General features: G+C 69.8%; 21 protein-coding genes and 1 tRNA gene. 7 read left to right on the top strand and 15 right to left on the bottom strand.

The window, feature by feature from the left end; all coding sequences use genetic code 11:
- Positions 1–48: 48 nt before the first annotated feature.
- The 4 genes from SACCYDRAFT_RS22635 to SACCYDRAFT_RS22620 form a co-directional block, all read right to left on the bottom strand.
- The gene (locus SACCYDRAFT_RS22635) at positions 49–1,965 is read right to left on the bottom strand and encodes an FAD-dependent monooxygenase (RefSeq protein ID WP_005459742.1); all 1,917 of its coding nucleotides are present in this window, start codon (positions 1,963–1,965) and stop codon (positions 49–51) included.
- 2 nt (positions 1,966–1,967) lie between these two features.
- The gene (locus SACCYDRAFT_RS22630) at positions 1,968–3,284 is read right to left on the bottom strand and encodes an MFS transporter (RefSeq protein ID WP_005459741.1); all 1,317 of its coding nucleotides are present in this window, start codon (positions 3,282–3,284) and stop codon (positions 1,968–1,970) included.
- A gap of 157 nt (positions 3,285–3,441) precedes the next feature.
- Positions 3,442–4,371: a LysR substrate-binding domain-containing protein gene (locus SACCYDRAFT_RS22625; protein WP_005459740.1), complete on the bottom strand. Its 930-nt coding sequence runs from the start codon at positions 4,369–4,371 to the stop codon at positions 3,442–3,444.
- 162 nt (positions 4,372–4,533) lie between these two features.
- Positions 4,534–5,682, bottom strand: coding sequence for a helix-turn-helix domain-containing protein (locus SACCYDRAFT_RS22620; RefSeq protein WP_005459739.1), 1,149 nt, complete (start codon positions 5,680–5,682; stop codon positions 4,534–4,536).
- 204 nt (positions 5,683–5,886) lie between these two features.
- Between SACCYDRAFT_RS22620 and SACCYDRAFT_RS22615 the strand changes: the two genes are divergently transcribed.
- Positions 5,887–6,303, top strand: coding sequence for an RING finger protein (locus SACCYDRAFT_RS22615; protein WP_005459738.1), 417 nt, complete (start codon positions 5,887–5,889; stop codon positions 6,301–6,303).
- The gene (locus SACCYDRAFT_RS22610; RefSeq protein WP_005459737.1) at positions 6,296–6,502 is read left to right on the top strand and encodes a hypothetical protein; all 207 of its coding nucleotides are present in this window, start codon (positions 6,296–6,298) and stop codon (positions 6,500–6,502) included. Before SACCYDRAFT_RS22615 ends, SACCYDRAFT_RS22610 begins: the two co-directional genes overlap by 8 nt.
- A 62-nt stretch (positions 6,503–6,564) precedes the next feature.
- On the opposite strand, the gene SACCYDRAFT_RS22605 is transcribed toward SACCYDRAFT_RS22610, so the two are convergent.
- The 8 genes from SACCYDRAFT_RS22605 to SACCYDRAFT_RS22570 all read right to left on the bottom strand — a co-directional run bounded on the left by SACCYDRAFT_RS22605 (position 6,565) and on the right by SACCYDRAFT_RS22570 (position 13,473).
- Entirely contained in the window at positions 6,565–8,001 is a 1,437-nt protein-coding gene (locus SACCYDRAFT_RS22605; RefSeq protein ID WP_005459736.1) for an MBOAT family O-acyltransferase, read from the bottom strand.
- Between the two features lie 209 nt (positions 8,002–8,210).
- Entirely contained in the window at positions 8,211–8,798 is a 588-nt protein-coding gene (locus tag SACCYDRAFT_RS22600; protein WP_005459735.1) for a DJ-1/PfpI family protein, read from the bottom strand.
- A 3-nt stretch (positions 8,799–8,801) separates the two neighbouring features.
- On the bottom strand, positions 8,802–9,770 hold the full coding sequence (gene rlmB / locus SACCYDRAFT_RS22595) for a 23S rRNA (guanosine(2251)-2'-O)-methyltransferase RlmB (protein ID WP_005459734.1): 969 nt from the start codon (positions 9,768–9,770) through the stop codon (positions 8,802–8,804).
- A gap of 3 nt (positions 9,771–9,773) precedes the next feature.
- Positions 9,774–11,153, bottom strand: coding sequence for a cysteine--tRNA ligase (gene cysS, locus SACCYDRAFT_RS22590; RefSeq protein WP_005459733.1), 1,380 nt, complete (start codon positions 11,151–11,153; stop codon positions 9,774–9,776).
- Positions 11,154–11,170: 17 nt separating this feature from the next.
- The gene (locus SACCYDRAFT_RS22585; protein WP_005459732.1) at positions 11,171–11,857 is read right to left on the bottom strand and encodes an HAD family hydrolase; all 687 of its coding nucleotides are present in this window, start codon (positions 11,855–11,857) and stop codon (positions 11,171–11,173) included.
- A 3-nt stretch (positions 11,858–11,860) separates the two neighbouring features.
- Positions 11,861–12,337 (bottom strand): 2-C-methyl-D-erythritol 2,4-cyclodiphosphate synthase, encoded by a 477-nt coding sequence (gene ispF / locus SACCYDRAFT_RS22580; protein WP_005459731.1) that lies wholly within the window; start codon positions 12,335–12,337, stop codon positions 11,861–11,863.
- A complete protein-coding gene (locus SACCYDRAFT_RS22575; RefSeq protein WP_005459730.1) occupies positions 12,334–12,978 on the bottom strand; it encodes an IspD/TarI family cytidylyltransferase in 645 nt (214 codons plus the stop codon). The genes ispF and SACCYDRAFT_RS22575 overlap by 4 nt, the downstream gene beginning before the upstream one ends.
- 3 nt (positions 12,979–12,981) lie before the next feature.
- Positions 12,982–13,473: a CarD family transcriptional regulator gene (locus SACCYDRAFT_RS22570; protein ID WP_005459728.1), complete on the bottom strand. Its 492-nt coding sequence runs from the start codon at positions 13,471–13,473 to the stop codon at positions 12,982–12,984.
- Between the two features lie 330 nt (positions 13,474–13,803).
- Here SACCYDRAFT_RS22570 and SACCYDRAFT_RS22565 point away from each other — a divergent pair, with 330 nt between their 5' ends.
- Both SACCYDRAFT_RS22565 and radA read left to right on the top strand, forming a co-directional pair.
- Positions 13,804–14,397 carry a copper chaperone PCu(A)C gene (locus SACCYDRAFT_RS22565; RefSeq protein ID WP_005459726.1) on the top strand — a complete coding sequence of 198 codons (594 nt, stop codon included), beginning with the start codon at positions 13,804–13,806 and terminating at the stop codon, positions 14,395–14,397.
- A 63-nt stretch (positions 14,398–14,460) separates the two neighbouring features.
- Positions 14,461–15,840 carry a DNA repair protein RadA gene (gene radA / locus SACCYDRAFT_RS22560; protein ID WP_005459725.1) on the top strand — a complete coding sequence of 460 codons (1,380 nt, stop codon included), beginning with the start codon at positions 14,461–14,463 and terminating at the stop codon, positions 15,838–15,840.
- 45 nt (positions 15,841–15,885) lie between these two features.
- On the opposite strand, the gene otsB is transcribed toward radA, so the two are convergent.
- From otsB to SACCYDRAFT_RS22545, 3 genes are read right to left on the bottom strand one after another with little or no spacing between them, the layout of a single operon-like run.
- Complete coding sequence (gene otsB / locus SACCYDRAFT_RS22555; protein ID WP_005459721.1) at positions 15,886–18,417, bottom strand: trehalose-phosphatase; 2,532 nt, start codon at positions 18,415–18,417, stop codon at positions 15,886–15,888.
- A 40-nt stretch (positions 18,418–18,457) separates the two neighbouring features.
- The gene (locus SACCYDRAFT_RS22550; protein WP_043536814.1) at positions 18,458–19,936 is read right to left on the bottom strand and encodes an alpha,alpha-trehalose-phosphate synthase (UDP-forming); all 1,479 of its coding nucleotides are present in this window, start codon (positions 19,934–19,936) and stop codon (positions 18,458–18,460) included.
- Positions 19,937–19,959: 23 nt separating this feature from the next.
- On the bottom strand, positions 19,960–21,480 hold the full coding sequence (locus SACCYDRAFT_RS22545) for a threonine/serine exporter family protein (protein WP_005459719.1): 1,521 nt from the start codon (positions 21,478–21,480) through the stop codon (positions 19,960–19,962).
- 238 nt (positions 21,481–21,718) lie between these two features.
- Between SACCYDRAFT_RS22545 and SACCYDRAFT_RS22540 the strand changes: the two genes are divergently transcribed.
- From SACCYDRAFT_RS22540 to SACCYDRAFT_RS22530, 3 genes are all read left to right on the top strand, one after another.
- Positions 21,719–21,791: transfer RNA gene (locus SACCYDRAFT_RS22540), tRNA-Thr, on the top strand.
- A gap of 66 nt (positions 21,792–21,857) precedes the next feature.
- On the top strand, positions 21,858–22,334 hold the full coding sequence (locus tag SACCYDRAFT_RS22535; protein ID WP_005459718.1) for a GNAT family N-acetyltransferase: 477 nt from the start codon (positions 21,858–21,860) through the stop codon (positions 22,332–22,334).
- Positions 22,335–22,631: 297 nt separating this feature from the next.
- Positions 22,632–23,936, top strand: coding sequence for a PP2C family protein-serine/threonine phosphatase (locus tag SACCYDRAFT_RS22530; protein ID WP_005459717.1), 1,305 nt, complete (start codon positions 22,632–22,634; stop codon positions 23,934–23,936).

Genomic DNA, 23,936 nt, shown 5'->3' with positions numbered 1-23,936 from the left:
CTGCCACGCTGCCGTTGAGGTGCACTCCCGGCAGGCCGAGTCCGGCCCTTACTCCCGCGCGGTCTTCGCCGTGCGCTGGGCGGCCTCCAGCAGCTCCTCGAACGCCTCGTGGCCGACCTTGTCGCCCAGCAGCATCGCCAACCGGGTCAGCATGCCTTCCCGGTCGGACTCCGCGGCGGAGTCCAGAGCGCGTGACAGGGCGAGCCACACGCGTTCCCGCCTCGACTCCGGTGACGGCAGCCCGCCCTCCACACGCGACGGTGCGATGCCGCCGGTGGGCGCGGTCCCGGACACGAGGTGGCGGGCCACGTCGGACAACGCGCTCAGGTCGGTGACGCGGCACAGGATCAGTCCGTCCGGACGCACCACGAACACCTCGCCGGCGCGGGCGCCCAGGGCCTGGGCGAGTGCGGCGTCCGGGTCCTCGACGACGGTGAGGTCGTCACCCGGCTCGACGGCCGAACCGGGTGCGGCCGTCACGACGGCGCGGACCTGCTCGGCGGGTAGCGACTCGGCGAGCTGCTCGGCACTCGCCGCGACGACGTCGGCGTCGGAGGGCGCGAGCTCGAACCCGAGGAACGCGAACCCGGTTCCCCGGACCGCGTTCAACGACGACTCCTCGACCCCGCCGACGGCCCTCACCAGTACCTTGCGGTCCTCCAGCGGGTCGCCCGGCAGAGCACCCGTGACGTCCGGCTCCACCGGCCATGTCAGCGGTGACGCGTGTGCGTGCGTGGCGCTCGACTGGCGCGGGTTCACCAGGTGTGAGAACTCGGAACGTTCGGTGGCCAACGCGAGCACCGCGTCGCGCGTGGTGCGGAAGCCGTGCCCACCGGGCGACATGACCAAAGTGGACTTACTCGCGTTGTCCACGTTCTGCCGCCACGCCGCGTGCCGCTCGGCGGAGTAGGCGCGCAGCAGCGACTCGTCACCGTGGCCGCCCACGACCGCCGCGAGCTGCCAGGCGAGCGTCTCGGCGTCCTCCATGCCGGAGTTGAGGCCCCGCACGCCGAAGATCGGCACCAGGTGCGCGGCGTCGCCCGCGAAGAGGACCCGGCCGTGCCGGAAGTCCCGCAACGCCAGCGCGCGGGCCCGGTAGTAGCCGTGCCACTCCAACGTCCAGGGAACGTCGTTGCGCAACCACGTCAGGTGCCTGCTGATGCGGTCGCGGATGCGTTCCTCGCTGGTCTCCAGTTCGGGGTCGTCGGAGGCGTCGAGTTGGTAGTCGATGCGCCAGATGTCGTTCGGCTGCTGGTGCATGATGATGGTCGAGCCGGGGTTGCTCGGCGCGTCGAACCACACCAGCCGCTCCGCCGGCAGGCCGGACCGCCAGTGGATGTCGGCGATGACGTACTGTCCCTCGTACGTGTCGCCCTCCATGCGCAACCCGCTCAGCTTGCGCAGCCTGCTGCGCGCGCCGTCGGCCGCCACGACCCACCGTGCCCGCAGTCGCCGGGAGCCGAACGCGGTGTCGACGGTCAACCGCACCTGCTCGGCGTCCTGTTCGACGCCGGACACCTCGGCCGCCCAGTGCAACGTGACCAGTGGGTTGGAGGTCAGCGCGTCGACCATGACCTGTTCGAGTTCCGACTGCGAGACGTTGACCATCGGCCCACGCACGTCCGAGGTGCTGTGTGGCATCTCGAACCGCAGCACCTCACGGTCGCGGTAGAAGCTGCGCCCGCCGAGCCACGGCAGCGCGATTCTCTCCACCTCCGCGCCGAACCCGAGTCGCTCGGCCACTTCGAGGCTGTGCCGGGAGACGCAGATGGCCCTGCTGCCGAAGGAGACCCGGTCGGCGGCTTCGAGGATCGTCACCGGCACCCCGCGGTTCGCCAGCCCGAGGGCCACGGCCATGCCCACCGGGCCCGCGCCCACGACGACGACCGGCAGCGCCGTGTCGTCGTCCGGCGTGGAGGGGAAGTCCGAAGCCGGATACCTCCGAGGTTGGTAGTAGGCGGACATCGTCAGTGCTCCCCCTCCGTGGACACGCGGCGGGTCTCGGGCAGAGCCAGGACCGAGCCGAGGCTGATTGCGGCGATGACGACGAAGTAGCCGGTGATCGCCCACGACGTACCGAACGCCGCGAACAGTGACGTGGAGATGAAGGGCGCGAGCCCGCCGCCGAGAATGGCCCCGATCTGGTAGCCCAGCGAGGCGCCGCTGTAGCGGATGTGGGCGGGGAACAGCTCCGCGAACAGCGCCGACTGCGGACCGGCGGTGGTGCCGAGCACGGCCGCCATCACCACCATCGCGACGAGCATGACGGGCAGCGACGCCGTGTCGATCAGCGGGAAGAACAGCGCGGCGACGACGAGGAGCGCCAGCGAACTCCAGGTGTAGACCCGGCGGCGACCGAGCACGTCGGACTTCGCGGCGGCCAACGCCATGCCCGCCATCCACACCGGACACGACACGATCAGCAACCACAGCATCGTGGACCGTTCGAAGCCGAGTTCCTCGGTGCCGTAGGTCAGCACGTAGACCATGAACGCGTAGGCGATGCCGTTGGTGGCGATGAACGTGCCGGCGGCCAGCAGCACGTACCGCAGGTTCTTGGTGAGCACCTCGACGATCGGGAGCTTCGCGACGCGCTCCTCCTGCTTGACCTGCCTGAACTCGGGGCTTTCCAGCACGCCGAGGCGAATCCACATGGCGATGCCCACGAGAACGGCGCTGAGCAGGAACGGGACACGCCAGCCCCACGACTGGAACGACTCGTCGTCCAGGACCTGGGTGATGAGGAGGAACACCAGGTTCGCGGCGAGCACGCCCGCGGGCACCCCGATCTGCGGCGCGGCACCGTAGAGGCCGCGCTTGCCAGGGGGAGCGTTCTCCGTCGCCATCAGCACCGCGCCACCCCACTCGCCGCCGACGCCGATGCCCTGCGCGAACCGGAACACGACCAGCAGGATCGGCGCGAGCACACCGATCGCGTCGTAGTTCGGCAGCAGACCGATGCCCACGGTGGCGAGGCCCATCATCGTCAGCGACAGCACCAGCATCGACTTGCGGCCGATGCGGTCGCCGAAGTGCCCCATCACCACGCCACCGATCGGTCGTGCGACGAAGCCGACCGCGAACGTGGCGAAAGCCGCGAGCGTGGAGGCCAGCGAGGAGGAGGCGGGGAAGAACTGCGGTCCGATCACCAGCGCCGCGGCGGTCCCGTAGATGAAGAAGTCGTACCACTCGATGGCGGTCCCGACGAAACTCGACGTGACAGCGCGGCGAGCCTGTCGTGCCGACATCGTGGGTGGCTTCGCGGCGAGGTCGGTTGTCGTCATGGCGACGTTGCCTTTCCGATCCGTGACACGGGTGCAGCTCGGTGTTGAGGAGCATCACCGCAGGCAGGGGCACGGGAAAAGCGGGATATTCCGGCCAGTCTGGTCGGAATTTCCGTGGAAGTGCGGGAAAGCGCAGGTAGCCGCTGGGAAGCCGCTGCTACTCCGCCCGGCTCGCGGAGCTGAAGGCGAACTCGACGAAGGTGCGCGACGCCTTGCTGAGCATGGCCCCCCGTTGCCACGCCAGAACGACGTCGACGGGGCCGGGCCGGGGTGTGAGGTCGGTGCGCACCACCACACCAAGTCCCTCGTAGGTGACGTCGTGCTCGGGACGCTGTACCAGCAGGGTCCAGCCGAGTCCCCGACCGACGAACGACCTGGCCGTCTCGAAGTTCTGTGTCCGGTACGCCACCCTCGGCGCGAACCCGGCGAGCCTGCACACCTCCGTCGCGTGGTGGGAACTCGGAGGCGCGTCGAGCAACACCATGGGTTCGTCGGCGAGGTCGGCGAGCCGCAGTGGCCCGTCGAGTGAGGCGAGTGGGTGATCGGTCGGCAGCAACACCGCCGGTGAGCGGGTGGCCAGGCGTGCTGTCTGCCATTCCGGCGGCAGGTCGAGGTCGTAGACGATGGCGAGGTCGAGTTCGCCTTCTTCGAGGCGGGTCCCGAGGCGGTTCTGGGTGTCTTCGTGAAGCTCCACCGTCACCTTCGGGTACCGCTGGGTGAAGGCGTGCAGCAGCGACGGCAGGACCGTCGGGCTGAGCGACGGGTAGCAGCCCAGCGCGATCGGCCCGGTGACCACGCCACCCACGCCCGCGGCGTCGGTCTGGAGTCCGGACGCCTGCTCCAGCAACAGCTTGGCGCGAGCGAGCACGGCTTCGCCCGTCGGCGTGAGTTGCACGCCGCGAGCCCGGCGGCGCACCGTGAGTTGCACCTTCAGTGCCTTCTCCAGATCGGTCACCGCCCCGGCGAGCGCCGACGGCGAGAGGTGAGCGCGCTCCGCCGCGGCGCTGATCGTGCCGGTCTCCGCCACCGCGACGAACGCCGCGAGCTGCCGGAGGGTGTAGGCCGGCACAGGGTCGATGCGCGACATACCCAGACGGTAATCCAGCCTCGCGGGCCGGTGCCGAAAGCGGGCACGAGCGAGAGCACGACGCCGGCGAGGGAGGGACTGCCCGCTCGTGATCGCAGTTGCCGTGGTGTCCTCGTCGCCAGCCCCGGCACCGTGTGGTGTCCGGGGCCGCTTGCTGTGCTGTCAGGCTGTCTTCAACAAGCCCATGCGGGATGCCAAGCCCCGAGCCTCACGTGCGACGGCCTGCCGCCGTGCCCGTTCCACCATCGTGGACACGATCTCTCGAACGAAGGCGTTGCTCCTGGTCCTCACCGGGCCGATCTTCTCGGCCTGGGCCAGCAGCGCAATGACCTCTTCGTCGGGTCGCCGCAGCCCCCATAGTGCGCGGGCGTAATCGATGAAGTACGTGGTGCGGCGCGAGTTGATTTCGAGGTCGGTCGGGTGGACCGACTTCGCGAGCGTGGCAGCCGCCGCGTAGTCGCCCTGCTCAAGCGCCGACGCCATGCGCCACAGAACGACGTTGGCCGGGGTGAAAAGCAGGTGATGGCGGTTGCCGTCCTGGACATGGCGGGCGAGCCCCTCGGCCTCGTCGAGAGCGGCGGACGGGTCGTCACCCACCACGGAGTCGATGAAACCGGTGGTCAAGGTGAGTGCGCCACGGACGTCGATCGCGTCGCCGGGCACGATCTCCAGCGCGTCACGGGCGAGGGTGCCCGCTCGGCGGTGCGCGCCGAGGCCGGAATGAGCCTGGGTGCGCGCGAACGCCGCGAGTGCGATCCAGTGCGGGTCACCGAGCCGCTCGGCGGCCTCGTGTCCGCGGTCGGCCGCGATCCACGCCAGATCAGGCGCTCCGAGCCCCTTCAGCAGCAGTGAGGTGGTGTGGGCCACGCTGACGAGCGCGCGGAGCCCCTCGGGTTGCCGGGCATGCGTGTGCAGAGCGGTGATCAGTGGTGGGAGGCGGCGGCCCACCTCGGCCATCTGGTTGGCCTGGCGCATCGCGGCGACCAACTGTGTCTCAGCGAGCAGTGCCGACAGCTCACCCTGCGGCGGGCTGTCGTCGAGGTCGCTGTCGAGCAGGGCGGTACGGATCGCGGGCACCGTACTGTCGGCGTCCGGGTCGCGAATCTCCAGTCCGTCGCCGGTGATGTCGGCCAGGCTGACCCGCAACGCGTCCGCGATCGCGACGAGTGTGCTGCGCCGGTCGACGGCCACCCGGCTGTTCTCGATCTTCGACAGGTAGCCCTTGCTGATCCCGGCGAGCCCGGCCGCCTGTTCCAGTGTCAGGCCGCGCCAACGTCGCAGGCGGCGGATCGTTGCCCCGATCGTGTCCATGTCGACGACGGTACCTGCTGGGTTTCCTGTTTGGAAACCTCTGCTGTGATGAAGTGAATACGGTCCGCACATGAGCTGGAACAGCGGATCGTGCCGTGGCGGGGGCCGTGCGATGTGGACGGGGCAGGAACCGGCCAGGACCACGGCTGAGGACGATCAGGAAAGCACGGCCGCGAAGCCGCCGAGCGCCGGGGGTGGTGAACGGTGATCGCCCGTGACCGGGAACTGCTGGTGCAGCTCGGGCAGGTGAACGCGCGTCTTGGTGAGGTCGTGCTCGCGCTCATGGCCGCGCAGGACGGTGGTGAACTCCCGGCCGACGGGTTGCGTGAGGTCGGGGCGGCGTTGCGCGTGCTCGCCGACGACATGCTCGCCCGCGCCGCCGAGCTGGGCGGCCACATCCTCGTCACTCCGGCGGCGCAGGAAACCGTGTTGTGCGCCCTGTGCGCGAATGAGCCGGTCGCGCGACCCGACCAGCCGCACACCAGCGTCGACGGACGCTTCTGCGGCGGCTGTATCGCCCGGTGCCTCGACGACACCACCCACCGGCACTGGTGCGCGGTCGACACCGTCGGCAACGCCGAGCAATCCACCTCGCTCGTCACGGAGGTGTCGCGTGCATGACCTCGCCACGCCCGTGTTCGACTCCGTGGTGGATGACCGCCCGACCATGCGGCTCTGGCGCCTCGACCCCCTCCCACCGGCCTGGCCGACCGCCGACGACCTCCGTGCCGCCGAGGCACGCGCCGCGCTGCGCGAGACGACCCCGCCGGCGCTGAGCGTGCTCCACGCCGTACTCGACGGGCTCCGACGTCTGCTGTAGACCTCCGGTCGGCGCCGATCGAGCACCCCGAGGCCCCTGCTCCCCGCGCCGACCGCGGTAACTCAGAACTGGTAGTACAGGAACGGGCTGAACGTGCCCGTGGCGACGAGGACCGCGGCGTAGAACACGCCCACCGTCATCACCGCCACCCGCAGTGTCGCGGCGGGCTTGGTGCGCGCCGACTCCAGAAGTGGGCCCGTCACCGGGTACGCGGGCAGGAAGAACACCGCCAGCGCGGCGAGCAGCAGCACGAGCCGCTGGTTGGTGAGTGCCGCCTCCACCACGTCGCTCAGCCCCGTGAAGTCGGGCACGAGCATGTCGCCGATCATCGTGAACGCGTAGCCGAGATCGGGTGCGCGGAAGAACACCCACCCGAAGACCACCAGAACGAGCGTGAGCACGCGCCGTCCTACCCGGGCCCCGGTGGTGCGTGGCGAGGCGTCCCAACCCGTCGCGCGCTCCGCCACCAGCAGCACACCGTGGTATAGGCCCCACACCACGTACGTCCACGCCGCGCCGTGCCAGAAACCCGTCAGCAGGAACACGATCCACAGGTTGCGGTACGTCTTCGCCGCGCCACCCCGGTTACCGCCCAGCGGGATGTAGACGTAGTCGCGGAACCAGCGGGACAGCGACATGTGCCAGCGGCGCCAGAACTCCGTGACGGTCACCGACGAGTACGGGCGCGCGAAGTTCTCGGGCAGCCGGAAGCCCAGCATCCGGCCGAGGCCGATGGCCATGTCCGAGTAACCGGAGAAGTCGAAGTAGAGCTGCAACGTGTAGCCGATCGCGCCGAGCCACGCGATCGCGAACGTCATGTCCTCAGGCGGCGTCGAGAAGCACGCGTCCACCATCGGCGCGAGCGAGTCGGCGATCACGGCTTTCTTGCACAGCCCCAGCGCGAAGCGGGGGAAGCCCGCCGCGATGTCGTCCAGCCGGTGCGAACGCTGTTGCGGGAGCTGGTCGGCGATCTCGTGGTACCGCACGATGGGCCCTGCCGCGAGCTGCGGGAACATCGAGATGTAGGTGCCGAACGACACCGGGTTGCGCAGCGCGGGCCGTTCCCCCCGGTAGATGTCCACCACGTAGGAGATGTGGTGGAACGTGAAGAACGAGATGCCGATCGGCAGTGCCAGCTCCGCGATGGGGAAGTCGCCACCGAAGAGCTGTGCGAACCAGGCGATCTGCTCGGTAGCGAAGCCCGCGTACTTCCACACCAGAAGGATCGACAGGTCGAAGGCGACGACGCCGATGAGCAACCAGCGACGACGAGCCTGGAGGTGTGTGTTCCACGGGTCCGGCTCCAGCGCCGGGCCCGCGGCGAAGTTGACCACCATGCAGGCAAGCAACAGCAGCGTGAAGGCACCCGCGCCCGTGGCGTAGAAGACCAGGCTGCCGACGGCGACGATGCCGTTGCGCCAGTTCCTGGGCAGTACGAGCACCGCGACGAGGATCGCGGGCATGAAGTACCACAGGAACAGCGGCGAGACGAACGACATTCAGGGGCCCCCCGGACACGTTTGCGCACCGTGACCTTAACGGAGACCATCCCCCGACGGAGCGACATGGCAGGCAAGTGGTCCGAGCCACTGTGTACGGCAAGTGCGGACACGCGTGCGAGAAGTGCGGACACGCCGGTGGTTGGTCACCACATCGGCGTGTCCGCAGGTTGTGCACGCGTGGTCGCAGTCGCCGTACGGCTCCGGGCCTACACCGGAGGTTCGGGGTCGTACTGGATGTGCTTCCGCACCTCGCGCGCCCGTTCCGGGTTCACCAACCGCGCGAGCAGGTGCAGTGCCATGTCGATGCCCGCCGACACCCCCGCCGACGTGATGACGTCGCCGTCGTCGACGAACCGCTCGTCCCTTCGCACGTCGATCGTGGGGTCGAGTTCGGCGAGCAGGTCCAGCGACTGCCAGTGGGTCGTCGCTCGCCGCCCGCGCAGCAGTCCCGCCGCGGCGTAGACGAGCGAGCCCGTGCACACACTCGTCAGCAGCGGCACGGTCTCGCGCTGCTTGCGCACCCACGCGAGCTGGTGCTCGTCGTGCAGCTGCGGGCGGGTGCCACGCCCGCCCGGGTACAGCAGCACGTCGAGCGGCGGAACGTCGTCGTACGAGTGATCCGCCACGATGCGCAGCCCTTTCGCGCAGCGCACCTCACCGCCGTCACGGGAGAACGTCACCACGCGGTAGCCGTCGTCCGGGTACGTCCTCGCCCAGTGCGACAGCACCTCCCACGGCCCCACCGCGTCGAGCTCCTCGACGTCGTGGAACAGCAGGATGCCGATCGTCTTCACGGCTTACACGCGGCCCGCTACGCGGCGGCGGCGGGCGACCTCCGCCAGCAGCACCGCTCCCGCCACGGAGGCGTTGAGCGACTCGACACCGGCTGCCATGGGGATGGACACCGTGTAGTCGCACGTCTCCCGCACCAGCCGCGACAGGCCGCGGCCCTCCGAGCCGATCACCACGACCAGCGGGTCGACGTCGATGTTCATCGAGTCGATGTCCACCGAGCCGTCCGCGTCGAGGCCCGCGATCATCAGCCCCTCGGACGCCCACTCGCGGAGTTGCCGCGTCAGGTTCGTGGCCATGCCCACCGGCAGCCGGGCCGCCGCGCCCGCACTCGTCCGCCACGCCACAGCGGTCATTCCGGCGCTGCGCCTGCTCGGCAGCAGCACACCGTGCGCCCCGAACGCGGCGGCCGAGCGGATGACGGCGCCGAGGTTGCGCGGGTCGGTGACCCCGTCGAGGGCCACCAGCAGTGGCGGGTCACCGGACTCGCGCGCCGCCTTCAGCAGCTGGTCCGGGGTCGCGTAGGAGAACGGCGGAACCTGGAGTCCGAGCCCCTGGTGCACGGCCTTGTTGGTCTTGCGGTCGAGCTCGTCGCGAGGCACCTCCAGGATGGAGATGCCCTTGTCGGCGGCCACACGCACGGCCTCGGTGACGCGATCGTCGGCGTCGATGTTCAGGGCCACGTACAACGCCGTCGCGGGCACACCCGCACGCAACGCCTCCACGACGGGGTTGCGGCCCGCGATGATCTCCGGGCCCTCCGCGGCCTTCTTGGCCGCGTTGCGCTTGTGCTCCGCCCGAGCCGCCGCGGCGGCGGCCCGACGCTGTGCCGGATGCCCCGGCCGCATCTCCGCCTTCGGGGTCGGCCCCTTGCCTTCGAGGCCCCTACGGCGGATTCCGCCGGAACCGACGACGGAGCCCTTCTTCGTGCCCTGCTTGCGCACCGCTCCGCGGCGACGCGAATTGCCAGCCATACGTCAGTCTCTCACTGTCCACGAAGGACCATTGGGGGTGTCTTCCACAGCGATTCCGGCTTCTGTGAGCTGGTCGCGGATGGTGTCGGCCGTGGCGAAGTCACGCTCGGCGCGAGCCTGCTGCCGCCTTTCGAGCATGGTGTCGACCAGCTTCGTGAGCGCCTCGGTCTCGGTGCCGGCGCGTTCGGCCCACTGCTCGGACAGCGGGTCGATGCCGAGGACGTCCACCATCGCGCGCACGGACTCGGCCACCTCCAACGCCTTGGTGTCGTCGGAGGCGTCGAGTGCGGCGTTGCCGTCGCGCACTGTGTTGTGCAGCACGGCGAACGCCTGCGGAGTGCCGAGGTCGTCGTCGAGGGCGGCGGCGAACTCGGCCGGTACGCGACCCACCCGGACCTCACCGGACACTGTCCGCACTCGCCGGAGGAACTGCTCGATGCGGCGGTAACCCTGCGCTGACTCCGACAGCGCGGCGTCCGAGTACTCGATGGTGGAACGGTAGTGCGGCTGGATCAGGTACGCCCGCAGTTCCACGGCACGCCACCGGCGCAGCATCTCCGGGATCGCCACCACGTTGCCGAGCGACTTCGACATCTTCTCACCCGACATGGTCACCCACGCGTTGTGCAGCCAGTACCGTGCGAAACCGTCGCCCGCCGCGAGTGACTGCGCGCGCTCGTTCTCGTGGTGGGGGAAGACGAGATCCACACCACCGCCGTGGATGTCGAACTCCGACCCGAGGTAGGCCGTGGCCATGGCCGAGCACTCCAGGTGCCAGCCGGGCCTGCCCGGACCCCAGGGGGTCGGCCACGACGGTTCGCCGGGTTTGCTGCCCTTCCACAGCGTGAAGTCGCGGTGGTCGCGCTTGCCCTCGGCCTGGGTCTCGCCCTGCTGCACGTCGTCCAGCCGCTGCCCGGACAGCGCCCCGTAGTCGTCGAACGACGCCACGGAAAAGTACACGTCGCCCTCGGCGGCGTAGGCGTGGCCGGAGTCGACGAGCCGTTGGATCAGCTCGATCATCTGCGTGATGTGACCGGTGGCGCGGGGGGTCGCCGACGGAGGAAGGCAACCGAGAGCCGCGTACGCCTCCTCGAACGCGCGTTCGTGGGTCGCCGCCCACTCCCACCAGGGGCGACCGGCGTCGGCGGCCTTGACGAGGATCTTGTCGTCGATGTCGGTGACGTTGCGCACCATGAGCACGTCGAGTCCGGAGTGGACGAGCCACCGGCGCAGCACGTCGTAGTTCAGCGCACCACGCACGTGCCCGATGTGCGGAACGCCCTGCACGGTGGCCCCACAGACGTAGATGGACGCCGTTCCACTGCGCGCGGGTCGGAACTCGCGCACCTGCCTGGTCGCGGTGTCGAACAGTTGAAGGGCCACGTCGCAAATGGTACTTCTCAGAGCACCGAATGCTCGCGCAGGGCGGTGAGCAACCCGTCGGTGCGCACCGCCGTCGGCAACGGGTCCACCAGCGCGAACGCGCAGCCGAGGCGTGCGGCGCCGCCGTCGGCCTCCTCGCTGTCGCCGACCATGAGTGTGTGTTCGGCGGCGACCCCGAGCCGGTCGAGCGCGATCCGGAACACCTCGGGGTCGGGCTTGATGGCGCCGACTTCGTAGGAGAGCACGAACTCGTCGACGAAGGCGTCGAGGCCGTGCTCCGCGAAAGCGGGCCGGATGTCGAACGCGATGTTGCTGAGCACGCCCACGGAGATGCCGGAGGAGGACACGCTGCGCAGCACCTCGCCCGCGTCCGGATAGGGCGTCCACGCCGCGGGATCGACGAGCTTGCCGTAGAGGGCCTTGGCCTGCTCGACGCGGGGAATGCCGGACTGCCGCAGCACCTCCAGGTACACCTTGCGGTGCAGGGTGGGATCGAGGTCGCGGTGGTGCCAGGCGTGCAGGTGCTCGTCGTCGAGATCGACCGTCAACGTCACCGGAGCGGTCATGCGCCGCATCAGTTCGGCCTGGGCCTCGACGTCGAGCGGGTCACCACGGTGGTCCGTGACGCCGGTCAGCCAGCTCGGATCGTGTTCCAGGCGGAACAGGGTGCCGGAGAAGTCGAACAGCACTGCCTTGATCGTCACGCCCTACCTCCGGTCCGTCGACGGCAGCAGCAGGGCCGTGGCGATGGCCGCGATGCCCTCGCCCCGTCCGGTGAGCCCGAGCCCGTCGGAGGTGGTGGCGGACACGGAGACGGGGCCGCCGATCGCTTCGCCGAGCACCCGTTGCGCCTCGTCCCGGCGCTTCCCGATCCGGGGCCGGTTGCCGATGACCTGAACGACCGCGTTGCCGACCCGGTAGCCGGCCTCGGTGATCCTGGCGTGGACCTCGGTGAGCAGTTCGACGCCGTGCGCTCCCGCCCACCGGTCGTCGCCGGTGCCGAAGACCGCGCCGAGATCGCCGAGCCCGGCCGCGGAGAGCAGCGCGTCGCACAGCGCGTGCGAGCCCACGTCACCGTCCGAGTGTCCCGAGCAACCGTCGGCGTCCGGCCAGTGCAGGCCGACGAGCCAGCAGTCCCGGCCGACTTCGATGGGATGGACGTCGACGCCTTGGCCGATCCTCATTGCCGTCCCTCCAGCAGGGCTTCCGCGACGGTGCGTTCGAACGGGGTGTCGACCCGGGCCCCGCTCGGGTGACCGGGCACGGCACGCACGGAGACACCGGTGAGGTTCAGCGCGTCGGCCAGGTCCACACGCCGCAGGAACTCGGCAGTGAACCCCCGCGGCGACTGCGCGCGGCGCAACCTCTCGCGATCGGTGGTACGCCGGACATCGCCGCGCGTGTCCACGACCTTCACGGTGTCGGTCACCGGCTCCACTGGTACGGCGGCGGGCGCTCCACCGCGTACGGCCTCGACGACCGCGCAGACGCTCTCCGCGGGCGTGAACGGCCGTGTCGGTTCGTGCACGAGCACGATGTCCCGCGTTCGTGGTTCAGCGGCGCGCAGGGCCTGCCGGGCCGATTCGATGCGGCTGGCACCACCGGGGACGAGGACGACCCGGGGGTCGTCGACTTCCGCGAGCGCGTTCGCGTACTCGGCGTGGTTCGGCTGTGGGCCTGCGACGACGACACGATCGACGCAGCCCGAACCGACGACGCCGCGTACTGCGTGTGTCAGCAGTGCCGCGTCCCGTATTCGCGCGAGTGCGCCCGATCCCTGACTGTCCTCGGCCCCCAGGGGGACCAGCGCGATGACGTTGGGCAGCGACTAGACCACCGCGGTTTCCAGCACCTCGTCGAGCAGGACCTCGGCCTTGCTCTCGTCGGTGCCCTCGGCGAGCGCGAGCTCGCTGACCAGAATCTGTCGCGCCTTGGCCAGCATCCGCTTCTCGCCGGCGGAAAGGCCACGGTCCTTCTCGCGTCGCCACAGGTCGCGCACCACTTCGGCCACCTTGTTGACGTCGCCGGAGGCGAGCTTCTCCAGGTTGGCCTTGTACCGGCGAGACCAGTTGGTCGGCTCGTCGGTGTGTGGTGCCCGCAACACGTCGAAGACCCGGTTCAGGCCGTCCTGTCCCACGACGTCACGTACGCCGACGATCTCGGCGTTGTCAGCGGGAACGCGAACCGTGAGATCACCCTGCGCGACCTTGAGGACGAGGTACTGCTTCTCCTCGCCCTTGATCACGCGGGTTTCGATCGCTTCGATGAGTGCGGCACCGTGGTGCGGGTAGACGACGGTCTCTCCGACCTTGAAAACCATGTGTCCTCTGCCCCTTTCGCTGTGTTCATCTTAGCATGCGGTTTCGACCGCGAACCAGACACCCGAACTCGTTGTCGCAGGTCAGTGGCCTGATTTGGAGTGGCGAGGGGGTTGACAAATGCGTAATTCGCATACTCACGCAGGTGACGGCGGGGGCATTCACGCGCATTCCGGTAATCCATTGTGGACGGCTTTAGTGCAGTTGATCTAGCCGTGGGAGTGAAGACCGGGTGAAGTCTGCGCCACACCCGCGGGGCACCGGGTGACGTGCTCGGCGCCCGGCCGGGATAGTCTCAGCGACAGGCAGCCCTGAGTAGGAGGGACTCCAGAGTGAAACGTCGCACGGTGGGTTCGGGGATCCGCTCCGTCGGTCCGGTCGTGGCCGCTTTCGGTGCCGCACTGCTCGTCGCGGGCTGTGGTGCTGGCCAGATCACCCAGACGGACACCCAGGTGGCGGCGATCAACGGCACCTCGGCGGAGGTCGGCACGATCGCGATCCGCAACGCCGAGGTTTCCCATCAGGTGGGCGGCGGGGCCGACGCCGCCGTGTACCCGCCCAACAGTGATGCGCGGGTCACGATGTGGCTCGTGAACGAGGGCTTCGACGCCGACGAACTGGTGTCGGCCCGCACCGACGCGGCGTCCAACGTCACGATCACCGGCTCCCGCGCCGTGCCCGCGCAGCGCACCCTCGTGCTGGGCGCGGAGGATCCGGCGGCGGGGGAGGTCACTGGCAATCCCACCAAGGGCACTCTCACCCTCGAAGGGCTGACCCGGCAGTTGCGGCCCGGGCAATTGATCGAGATCACTCTCACGTTCCGTGACGCCGGGCGGGTGACGTTCGAGATGCCCGTCACGGTTCCCGACGAGCCGAGGACCAACCCGGCCGAGCCGGGTGAACCCCACGGCAGCGGCGGTCACTGAGTCCCTCGGTACCGGCGAGCGGCCGCTTCGCCGACTGTCGGTGGCGCGCGTTAGCGTCTGGGCGTGGTGAGGAAGGGTTCGAGTTTCCGCTGCGCCGAGTGCGGCTTCGAGGTCGCGAAGTGGGTCGGGCGATGCCCGGAGTGCCAGGCGTGGGGAACCATCGAGGAGCGGGCCGACTCGCGTGCTCCGATCGCCAAGGTCGCGGCGGGCGCGCCCAGCGCACCGGCCAGGCCCATCGCCGAGGTCGACGTCGAGACCTCTCGCGCCAGGCCCACGGGCGTCTCCGAACTCGACCGCGTCCTCGGGGGCGGACTGGTCCCCGGGGTCGTCGTCCTGCTCGCCGGTGAGCCCGGTGTCGGCAAGTCCACGTTGCTGCTGGAGGTCGCCTACCAGTGGGCGGCGCACAGCGGCGCCGCCGCGCTGTACGTGACGGGCGAGGAGTCGGCAGGGCAGGTGCGGCTTCGCGCCGAACGCACCGGCAACGTGCACGACCGTATGTTCCTCGCGGCGGAGAGTGATCTGGCGGCCGTGTTCGGGCACGTCGACGACGTCAAACCCGGCTTGTTGATCGTGGACTCGGTCCAGACCATGTCGTCGCCCCAGGCCGACGGAGCGCCGGGTGGGGTGACGCAGGTTCGCGCCGTGACGGCCGCGCTCGTGGCACTGGCGAAGGAACGCGGACTTCCGGTGGTGCTCGTCGGCCACGTCACCAAGGAGGGCTCGGTCGCGGGCCCGAGGGTGCTGGAGCACCTCGTCGACGTCGTCCTGCACTTCGAGGGTGACAAGCACTCCACGCTGCGGATGGTTCGCGGGGTGAAGAACCGGTTCGGCGCCGCCGACGAGATCGGCTGCTTCGAACTCCACGACGACGGCATCGAGGGCGTTCCCGACCCGTCGGGTCTGTTCCTCAACCGCCACGCCGAGGCGGTGCCCGGAACCGCCGTGGCGGTGACGGTGGAGGGCAAGCGACCTCTGTTGTGCGAGGTGCAGGCCCTGGTCGCGGAGTCGGCGCTGCCGCAGCCGAGGCGCGCGGTGAGTGGCCTCGACGCCTCAAGGGTCAGCATGGTGCTGGCGGTGCTGGAGAAGAGATCCGGTAACCCCGTCGGCGGAAAGGACGTCTACACGGCCACGGTGGGCGGCATGAAGGTCACCGAGCCCGCCGTGGACCTCGCCGTGGCTCTGGCCGTGTGGTCGGGAATGCGTGACCTGGCGCTGTCCCCGCGTCTCGTCGCCATCGGTGAGGTGGGGCTGGCCGGTGAGGTCCGCCGGGTCACCGGGGTGGGCAGGCGGCTGGCGGAAGCGGCGCGGCTCGGGTTCACGCACGCGTTGGTGCCGCCGGACCCGGGTCCGCTGCCGGACGGCATCAAGACGCTGGAGGTCGGCGACCTCGCCAGCGCGCTGCACGCCGTGGAGTTCGTCCCCGGGACGAGATCGATCGACTGATCTCTCGCGTCCCGGGGACGAACCCGTTTCCGGTGTGGAAGTGCGTCAGCTCTCCGACAGCAGGCGTGCGCAGCGGATCAGGCCGATGTGGGAGTACGCCTGCGGGTGGTTGCCGAGCGAGCGCTCGGCGACGGGGTCGTACTGCTCGGGAAGCAGACCCGTCGGACCTGCGGCGTCCACGAGTTGCTCGAACAGTTCCTCGGCCTCGGTGCGCCTGCCCGTGAGCAGGTACGCCTCGATCATCCACGCCGCGCACAGGTGGAAGCCGCCCTCGCCGCCCGGCAGGCCGTCGTCACGCCGGTACCGGTAGACGGTGGAGCCGCTGCGCAGTTCCGCCTCGATGGCCGTGACCGTCGACTGGAACCGCTCGTCCTGCGGGTCGAGCAGTCCCGAGAGCCCCACGAACAGCGACGCGGCGTCGAGGTCGGTGCCGTCGTAGGCGGTGGTGAACGCCTGCACCTCCGGGTTCCACCCGTTCTCCAGCACGTCGGTGGCGATCCGGTCGCGCAGTTCGGGCCAGCCCGCGGGCACGGGGCGGCCGTAGATCTCCGCGAGCTTGATGGCCCGGTCGATGGTCACCCAGCACATGACGCGCGAGTACACGCGGTGCCGTGGGACGTGCCGTTCCTCCCAGATGCCGTGGTCGGGCTCCGACCACCGGCGCGTGACGGCCTCGGCCATGGCCCGCACCATCTGCCAGTCCTCGTCGCGGAGTTCGCCCCGCGCCTCGGCGAGCGTCATGACGAGCTCGACCACGGGGCCGAACACGTCGAGCTGCACCTGGTGGTTGGCGAGGTTGCCCACACGCACCGGCCGGGAGCCCTTGTAGCCGGGCAGTGAGTCGATGACGGCCTCCGCGCCGAGCTGCGTGCCCGCGAGCGTGTACAGCGGGTGCAGGCGTTCGGGGCCCGCGAGCGTGGACAGCACACCGTGCAGCCAGCGCAGGAAACCCTCGGCCTCGTCCAGCGACCCGAGGGTCACCAGCTCGCGCACCGTCATGGCGCCGTCACGAATCCAGCAGTAGCGGTAGTCCCAGTTGCGGACCCCGCCGATCTCCTCGGGCAGCGACGTGGTGGCGGCGGCCATCACCCCGCCGGTGTCGGCGTCGGCGAGGCCCCGCAGGGTCAGCGCCGACCTCGCCACGAGCTCCGGCTCCACCTGCGGCAGCTTGAGGGCGGTGGCCCACTCGCTCCAGTACCGGCCCGCCCGCGCCCTGCGTTCGATCTCGGTCAGCTCGTGCGGGCCGAGATCGGTGGTGCCGCAGCGCAGCTCCAGCACCACGGGCTTGTCGCGTTCGAGGGGTACGAGCGCGCTGGCCGTGTCGTGCAGGCCGTCGCTGGTGATCTCCCACTGCACGCCGGGGGAGCGCAGCACGAACGGCTCCGACGTGCCGATCACGCGCAGACCGTCCTCCTCGCGCAGGAGGCGCACGGGCACGCCACCGAACTCCGGTCGCGGCGCGAACACGATCGACGCCGTGGTCTCGCCGCTGATGACGCGGACGAGGTCGGTGCGGTGGGGTGCGCTCTCCGGCTCCAGGTAGTCGGTGACGAGCAGGCGCGACCAGCGCGTCTCCACGGTCATCGTGTTGGGCAGGTAGCGCTGGCCGAGCGGCAACCCGTTGCGGTGCGGCTTGACGGAGAAGTGGCCCGCGCTCTCGCCGCCGAGCAGGTCGGCGAACACGGCGGGCGCGTCGGGGCCGGGGTGACACAGCCACGTCAGCTTGGCATCCGGAGTCAGCAGTGCCACCGAGCGTTCGTTCGCGAGCATCGAGATGCGCTCGATGGGCGGAGCCTGCTCGCCGTACAGCCAGTTGCGGCGCTCCTCCAGCAGGAACGCGAGCACGGTGGCGACGTCGGTGGTGTCGCCGATCCGGTACTGGGCCAGCGTGTCGCCGTCGCCGACCTTCACACCGAGGTCGGGGCCATGCAGGCGCGCGAACGCCTTCTCGTCGGTGACGTCGTCGCCGACGAACACGGCGGCGGTCGCGCCCGCCTGGTGGCGCAGCGTGTCGAGCGCGCTGCCCTTGTCGGTCTTCACCACGGAGAGTTCGACGACCTCTTTGCCGTCCGTCGTGGTGACGCCCTCCCAGGTGGAGGGGCCTTCGTGGACGGCGGCGACGATCTGTCGGGCGGCGTCGCGGTCGGCGCGCCGCACGTGCACGGCGATGCTTGCGGGCTTCACCTCCAGCGAGGCGCCCGCGACACCGTCGATGATGCGCGCGAGCTCGGCCTCCAGGTTGCGGTGGAGCTCGCGGGCCTCGGGTTCGAGAGCGTGCACGAACCCGATGTCGAACTCCGAACCGTGGCTGCCGACGAGATGGATCTCGCTGGGCAGCCGCGAGAGGATGGCGAGGTCGCGAAGTGCGCGTCCGGAGATCACCGCACACGTGGTCTCGTGCAGCGTGGCGAGGGAACGCAGGGCTCCCACCGACTCGGGACGGGCTCTGGCCTCGTCCGGGTTGGTCGTGATGGGGGCCAGCGTCCCGTCGTAGTCGCAGGCGACCAGCAGGCGCGGCGTCCTGGCGATCTGCACGATCGCACGCCGCAGCTCAGCAGGCAGGGCCTCGGCGGTCAACACTCCTCCTTGGGGAGTTGAGCAGCGGTCTGGGGGAAGGTCAGGCGGCTGCTTCGGTCCCGAGGGCTTCAAGGAACGAGCGCGCCCACCTGTCGACGTCGTGCGTCAGAACCTGCCGACGTAAGGCGCGCATCCTACGCCGACCTTCCGCTGGGTCGAGCGTAATAGCCTGCTCCAGTGCGTTCTTCACCCCGTCCAGGTCGTGCGGGTTGACCAGGAAAGCGCTGCTCAGCTCGGCCGCGGCGCCCGCGAACTCGGACAGTACGAGCGCCCCACCGAGGTCGTGCCTGCAGGCGACGTACTCCTTGCACACCAGGTTCATGCCGTCGCGCAGGGGAGTCACCACCATGACGTCGGCGGCCGAGAAGAACGCGGCGAGCTCCGAGCGGTTCACCGACTGGTGCAGGTAGTGCACGGCGGGATGGCCGACCCTGCCGAACTCGCCGTTGATGCGGCCCACGATCTGCTCGATCTCGCCGCGCATCTGCCGGTAGTGCTCGACGCGTTCCCGGCTGGGCGTGGCGAGCTGGACGAACGCGACGTCCTCGGACTTGACCCTGCCCTCCTGGAGCAGTTCGTGGAACGCCTGCAGGCGCAGGTCGATGCCCTTGGTGTAGTCGAGGCGGTCGACACCGAGCAGGACCGTCTTCGGGTCACCGAGCTCGCGGCGCACCTGCGCGGCGCGCTCCTGCACGGCCTTGCTGCGCGAGAGCGAGTCGAGCCCGGCCGCGTCGATCGAGATCGGGAACGCCCCCACGCGCACGGTGCGGTCGCCGACCTGCACCATGCCCGGCCTCGATCGCACACCCACCGAACCCCGGCTCGGTTCCAGGCCGATGAGCTGGCGGGCCAGCCACAGGAAGTTCTGCGCCCCGCCGGGCCGGTGGAAGCCCACCAGGTCGGCACCGATGAGCCCGCGCACGATCTCCGCGCGCCACGGCAGTTGCATGAACAACTCGACCGGCGGGAAGGGGATGTGCAGGAAGAAGCCGATGCGCAGGTCGGGGCGCAACTCCCGCAGCATGGTGGGTACCAGTTGGAGCTGGTAGTCCTGAACCCACACGGTGGCGCCCTTGCCCGCGACGGCGGCGCTCGCCTCGGCGAACCGCCGGTTGACGCGCACGTAGCTCTCCCACCAGCCGCGGTCGAACACCGGCCTGGCCACCACGTCGTGGTACAGCGGCCACAACGTGGCGTTGGAGAACCCCTCGTAGTAGTCGCGCACCTCGTCCGAGGTCAGCGTCACCGGGTGCAGCACGAGTCCCTCGTCGCTGAACTCGTCGACCTCCACGTCGGGTACACCCGGCCAGCCCACCCACGCACCCTTGCGGGAGCGCAGGAACGGCTCCAGTGCGGACACGAGCCCTCCGGGGCTCTGTGTCCAGCGCTGGGTACCGTCCGCTGTGCGTTCGAGGTCGACCGGCAGCCGGTTGGCGACGACCACGAACTCGGCTCTCGCGTTGGACCGCGGGGACGGCGTCGATTCCGAAGACTGCTCCGGGAAAGGCACGGAAGGCATGTTCAAACAGTAACCCGCTGAACTCATTCGAGGGGGCGGCCAGCGTTCAGCGGCCCCGCCATACGGGGACCGGAGAGTTTGCGTTCCAGCCTGCCGAGACCCGTCTTCACGGGCTGGGCGAGGAACTCGCCGAGCACCACTCCGGCGGCCAGGGCCAGGCCGATCGCCGCGGCCGACATCAGGATCTTGATGTCACCACCGTTGACCAACTGCGACATGCCCCGGTAGGTCGAGAACCCCGGAAGCAGTGGGGTGATACCGGACACCGCGACGACGAGGGGAGTGACCTTCAGCCGCCGGGCGAGCACGCCGCCGCCGAACCCGACCAGCGTCGCCGCGATCGAGGCCGCGAGGATCTGGTTGTACCCGGCGAGGCTCAGCGCCCCGTACGCGCCCGCGCCGACGGCGCCCGCGGCGGCGGCGACGGCCATCGGACGGATCTTCGAGTACGACGCCAGCGCGAAGCACGCCGCGGCGCCCGTGCCGGCGACCATCATCACCGGCAGCGTCAGCGGTGTGTACGCGGGCGTCGCCGGTACCGGTGTCCGGGTGGCGCCCAGCTCGGCGGCGATGCTGATCGCGGCACCCACTCCGGTGATGAGGCCCGCACTCATGATCACCACTTCGAGGGTCCGCCCCGCCGCCGTGACGTAGTAGCCGGTGATGGCGTCCTGCACGGCGGACACGGTGGAGAGCCCCGACAGCAACACCGTCAGGGCCGCGGCGACGACGAGTGTCGGTCTCTCCAGATCGAAGACGTCGAGATTGACGATGGCGATGGCCGACAACGTGGCGATGAAGCCGCCCACCACCTGCTGGAAGAAGAACGGCAACGCGCCCTTGTTGAGCAGCCTGCCCACGCGGTCGACCACGGCACTGATCACGAAGGAGATGAGCGGGAGCCACCCGCCGCCGCCGAGCAGCAGGGTGATGAAACCGGCCATGCCACCCCACGCGAGCGTCGAGACCCACCGCGGGTAGGGGTGGTCGGCGTTCGTGATCCGCGACAGGTCCGTGTAGGCGTCCTCGGCGCTGATCCGGCCGCGGATCAGTTGCTGCACAAGGCGTTCCGTCTCCGACAACCGGGTGTAGTCGAGGCTGCGCGACCGCACCACCCGCAGCGCGGTGACGGGCGGGAGGTCGCTGCCTCGCAGACAGCTCACGGTGATGGACGTGAAGATGACGTCCACCTCACAGTGTGGGAGACCGAGTGCCCGCGTCAGGGCGAGGATGGTCGCCGTGACGTCGGAGGCGCCCGCGCCGCTGGCCATCTGGACCTCACCGATGCGCGTGACGAGGTCCAGAACCAGGTGGACGGTCGCCTCGTCCGGCAGTTCGGGGCCGATGGCCGACTCCTGAAGCGGCTCCACCGCGGGCAACTCGCCCGTCGGCGGTTCCAGGATGTGCCAGGCGCGCTGCCGGATCCGGCGGCCCGGCTGTCGCCCCGCGCGCTTCTCGGATTGTTCGTCAGCTGGTGCTTCCAGGATCTGCCACGCGTGACGCCGCTTGGGCGCGGCCGCACGAGCGCGCGGCTTCAGTTTCATCTCCACCTCCTTGGAAGTCCCAGCTGTCTCCGGGAGAAGCATCGGCAGTGCGGCCTCGACCGTTGCACCCTGCGGGCCGTGGCGTATACCACATTGTTGTGTGACCGTGACCTCGGTCCACGGTAGTCGCTGACAAGTCCGTAAGCAGCGAGGAAAGGGTCGTATGGGCGCTCGCTGTGGCGCACGTCGCGATGGATATAGTTGGGGTGGAGCCGCGCACCCTCGGTGGCGGCTTCAGGCCGGCATAGCTCAGTTGGTAGAGCATCTGTCTTGTAAACAGAGGGTCGCAGGTTCGAGTCCTGTTGCCGGCTCCGTCGATCTTCGAAGGTGCCTTCGGTGAACCCCCGGCGCCCTGGGTGAGCTCGCATACTGTGGCGATGGCACAACCCCTCACAGAACCCGTGGCACTTGGCCCCGCGGACGCGGGCGAACTCCTGACCTTGCAGCGGGCGGCGTACGTCACCGAGGCCCGGCTGCACGACGACGTCGGACTGCCGCCGCTACGGCAGACGCTGGAGGAGCTTCTGGCCGAGCTGGAAGATCCAGCGTGTCAGGCATGGGGTGTTCGCGAGTCGGGGCGGTTGGTGGCGGGTGTGCGGGTGCATCGCGTGGACGCCGGGACGGCAGAGGTGGGGCGGTTGGTCGTGGCGCCGGATCGGCAGGGCAACGGGCTGGGCACCGCACTGCTGTCGTGGGCCGAGGACCACGTTCCCTCCACCGTGACCACGGTGCGGTTGTTCACCGGTGAGCGCAGCACCGCGAATCTGCGGCTTTATCACCGGCTGGGTTACCGCGAGACCGGGCGTGTCCCGGCGGGCGACTACGCGCTGGTGTACCTGGCGAAGCGGCGCTAGCCCCACCGCTCGAAGCGGTCGATTCCGGGGTACGGCCGCCCCGGGGCGCCCTCGCGCCTTCCCGGACCGGTCGCCGTGGTAGGTCGCCGGTGCCAGTCACCGGGCAGCGTCGGCCTTCGTGGTCGGCACTTCCGATTCCGCGAGATTTCGAGGCGGGCTTCGCGGAATCGGTGGCGATCCGCGAGCAGTCCTTCACCCAGCGACAATGTCGTGACTCGGTCGGTCCACAGTGGGGTCGGAAGCGCGATTTGTCCCGTACAGTCGAATCCTGATGTCCTCTTCGTCGAGGGGTCCGCAGTGAACGCGGCTTTCGATCGATCATCCCGCAGTCCCGAAGGCCTCACCGGAACACCACGTCCCGGTGACTGGGCTCATGTACGGTTCCTCGAGAAGCTGTCCCGCCAGCTCGCGGGGTCGCTGAACGTCCGGCGCACCGCTTTCCGCGTCCTGGACTTCGCCGTGCCCCACTTCGGCGACTGGGCGATGCTCGCGTTCTTCGACTCCGACAGCGTTTCCGTCTACTCCCACGGCCGTAGCGGCAGGGTGTCCGGACCTGTGCTCCTCGGTCGCCTCGACCCGCTGCAGGGGCTGGGCCGGTTCCGGCGACGGGGCGTCGCGGAGCGGTACGCCACGCCCGGCGACGACATCGAAGCCGTGCTCGACGAGTTGATCCCGTCCACGCCGCTGCGGGAGGAAGCCGCCCACCACGAGCCGACAGCGGTCCTCGCCGTCGCGCTGAACATCGGTGGCGCCACCAACGGCGTGTTCGTCGTGATCCGCGACGGTGACGACTACAACGCCAGTGACGTGGCGGCCGCGGAGGAGTTCGCCCGCCGCGTCGCCGCGACCGTGGAGTCGGCCAGGCTCTACGAGGAACGCGGCCAGATGGCGGACGCGTTGGAGCAGGTGCTGCGCCCTCCGGAGCTACCCGAGTACCCGGGCGTCTACATGGCCGCGCGGTACCGGCCGGGGGAGCAGCGGCTGCGGATCGGCGGCGACTTCTACGACGTGCACGGCGACGCCGACGACTTCACGGTGGTCATCGGCGACATCTGCGGGAAGGGCATCGACGCGGCCGTGTTCACGAGCCTCGCCCGGCAGACGATCAGGACGGCGGCGTTCTTCGACCGGTCGCCCGCCAGGGTGCTCGGGGCGTTGAACGAGGTGCTGCGCACCCAGTTGGCGCAGCGGTTCGTGACGGCGGCGTGCGCGCGGTTCCGGCGGCGGCCCGGTGAGGAGACGATGACCGTGACCGTGGCCGTGGCAGGGCACCCGCCACCGCTCGTGCTGCGCGCGGACGGCGCCGTCGACGAAACCACGGTCACCGGAACGGTCGCCGGCATCATCTCCGGCCTGTCGTTCGCCGAGGCCGAGGTGCGGCTCGGAGTGAAGGACACCGTCCTGCTCTACACCGACGGGGTCGACGAGGCCCGCGGTCGCGAGGGGTTCTTCGGGCAGGAGCGGTTGCGGGTCCTGCTTCCCGAGTACGCGGGCGCCAGCCCCGCCACCCTCTGCGAGGCGGTGGAGCAGCGCGTCCTCGACCACCTCGACGGTGCGGCACACGACGACATCGCCCTGATAGCCGTGCAGAACGGAGCGTGA

The organism is Saccharomonospora cyanea NA-134, assembly GCF_000244975.1.
Classification (GTDB): Bacteria; Actinomycetota; Actinomycetes; order Mycobacteriales; family Pseudonocardiaceae; genus Saccharomonospora; species Saccharomonospora cyanea.
This window is presented reverse-complemented; position numbering and strand designations above follow the sequence as displayed.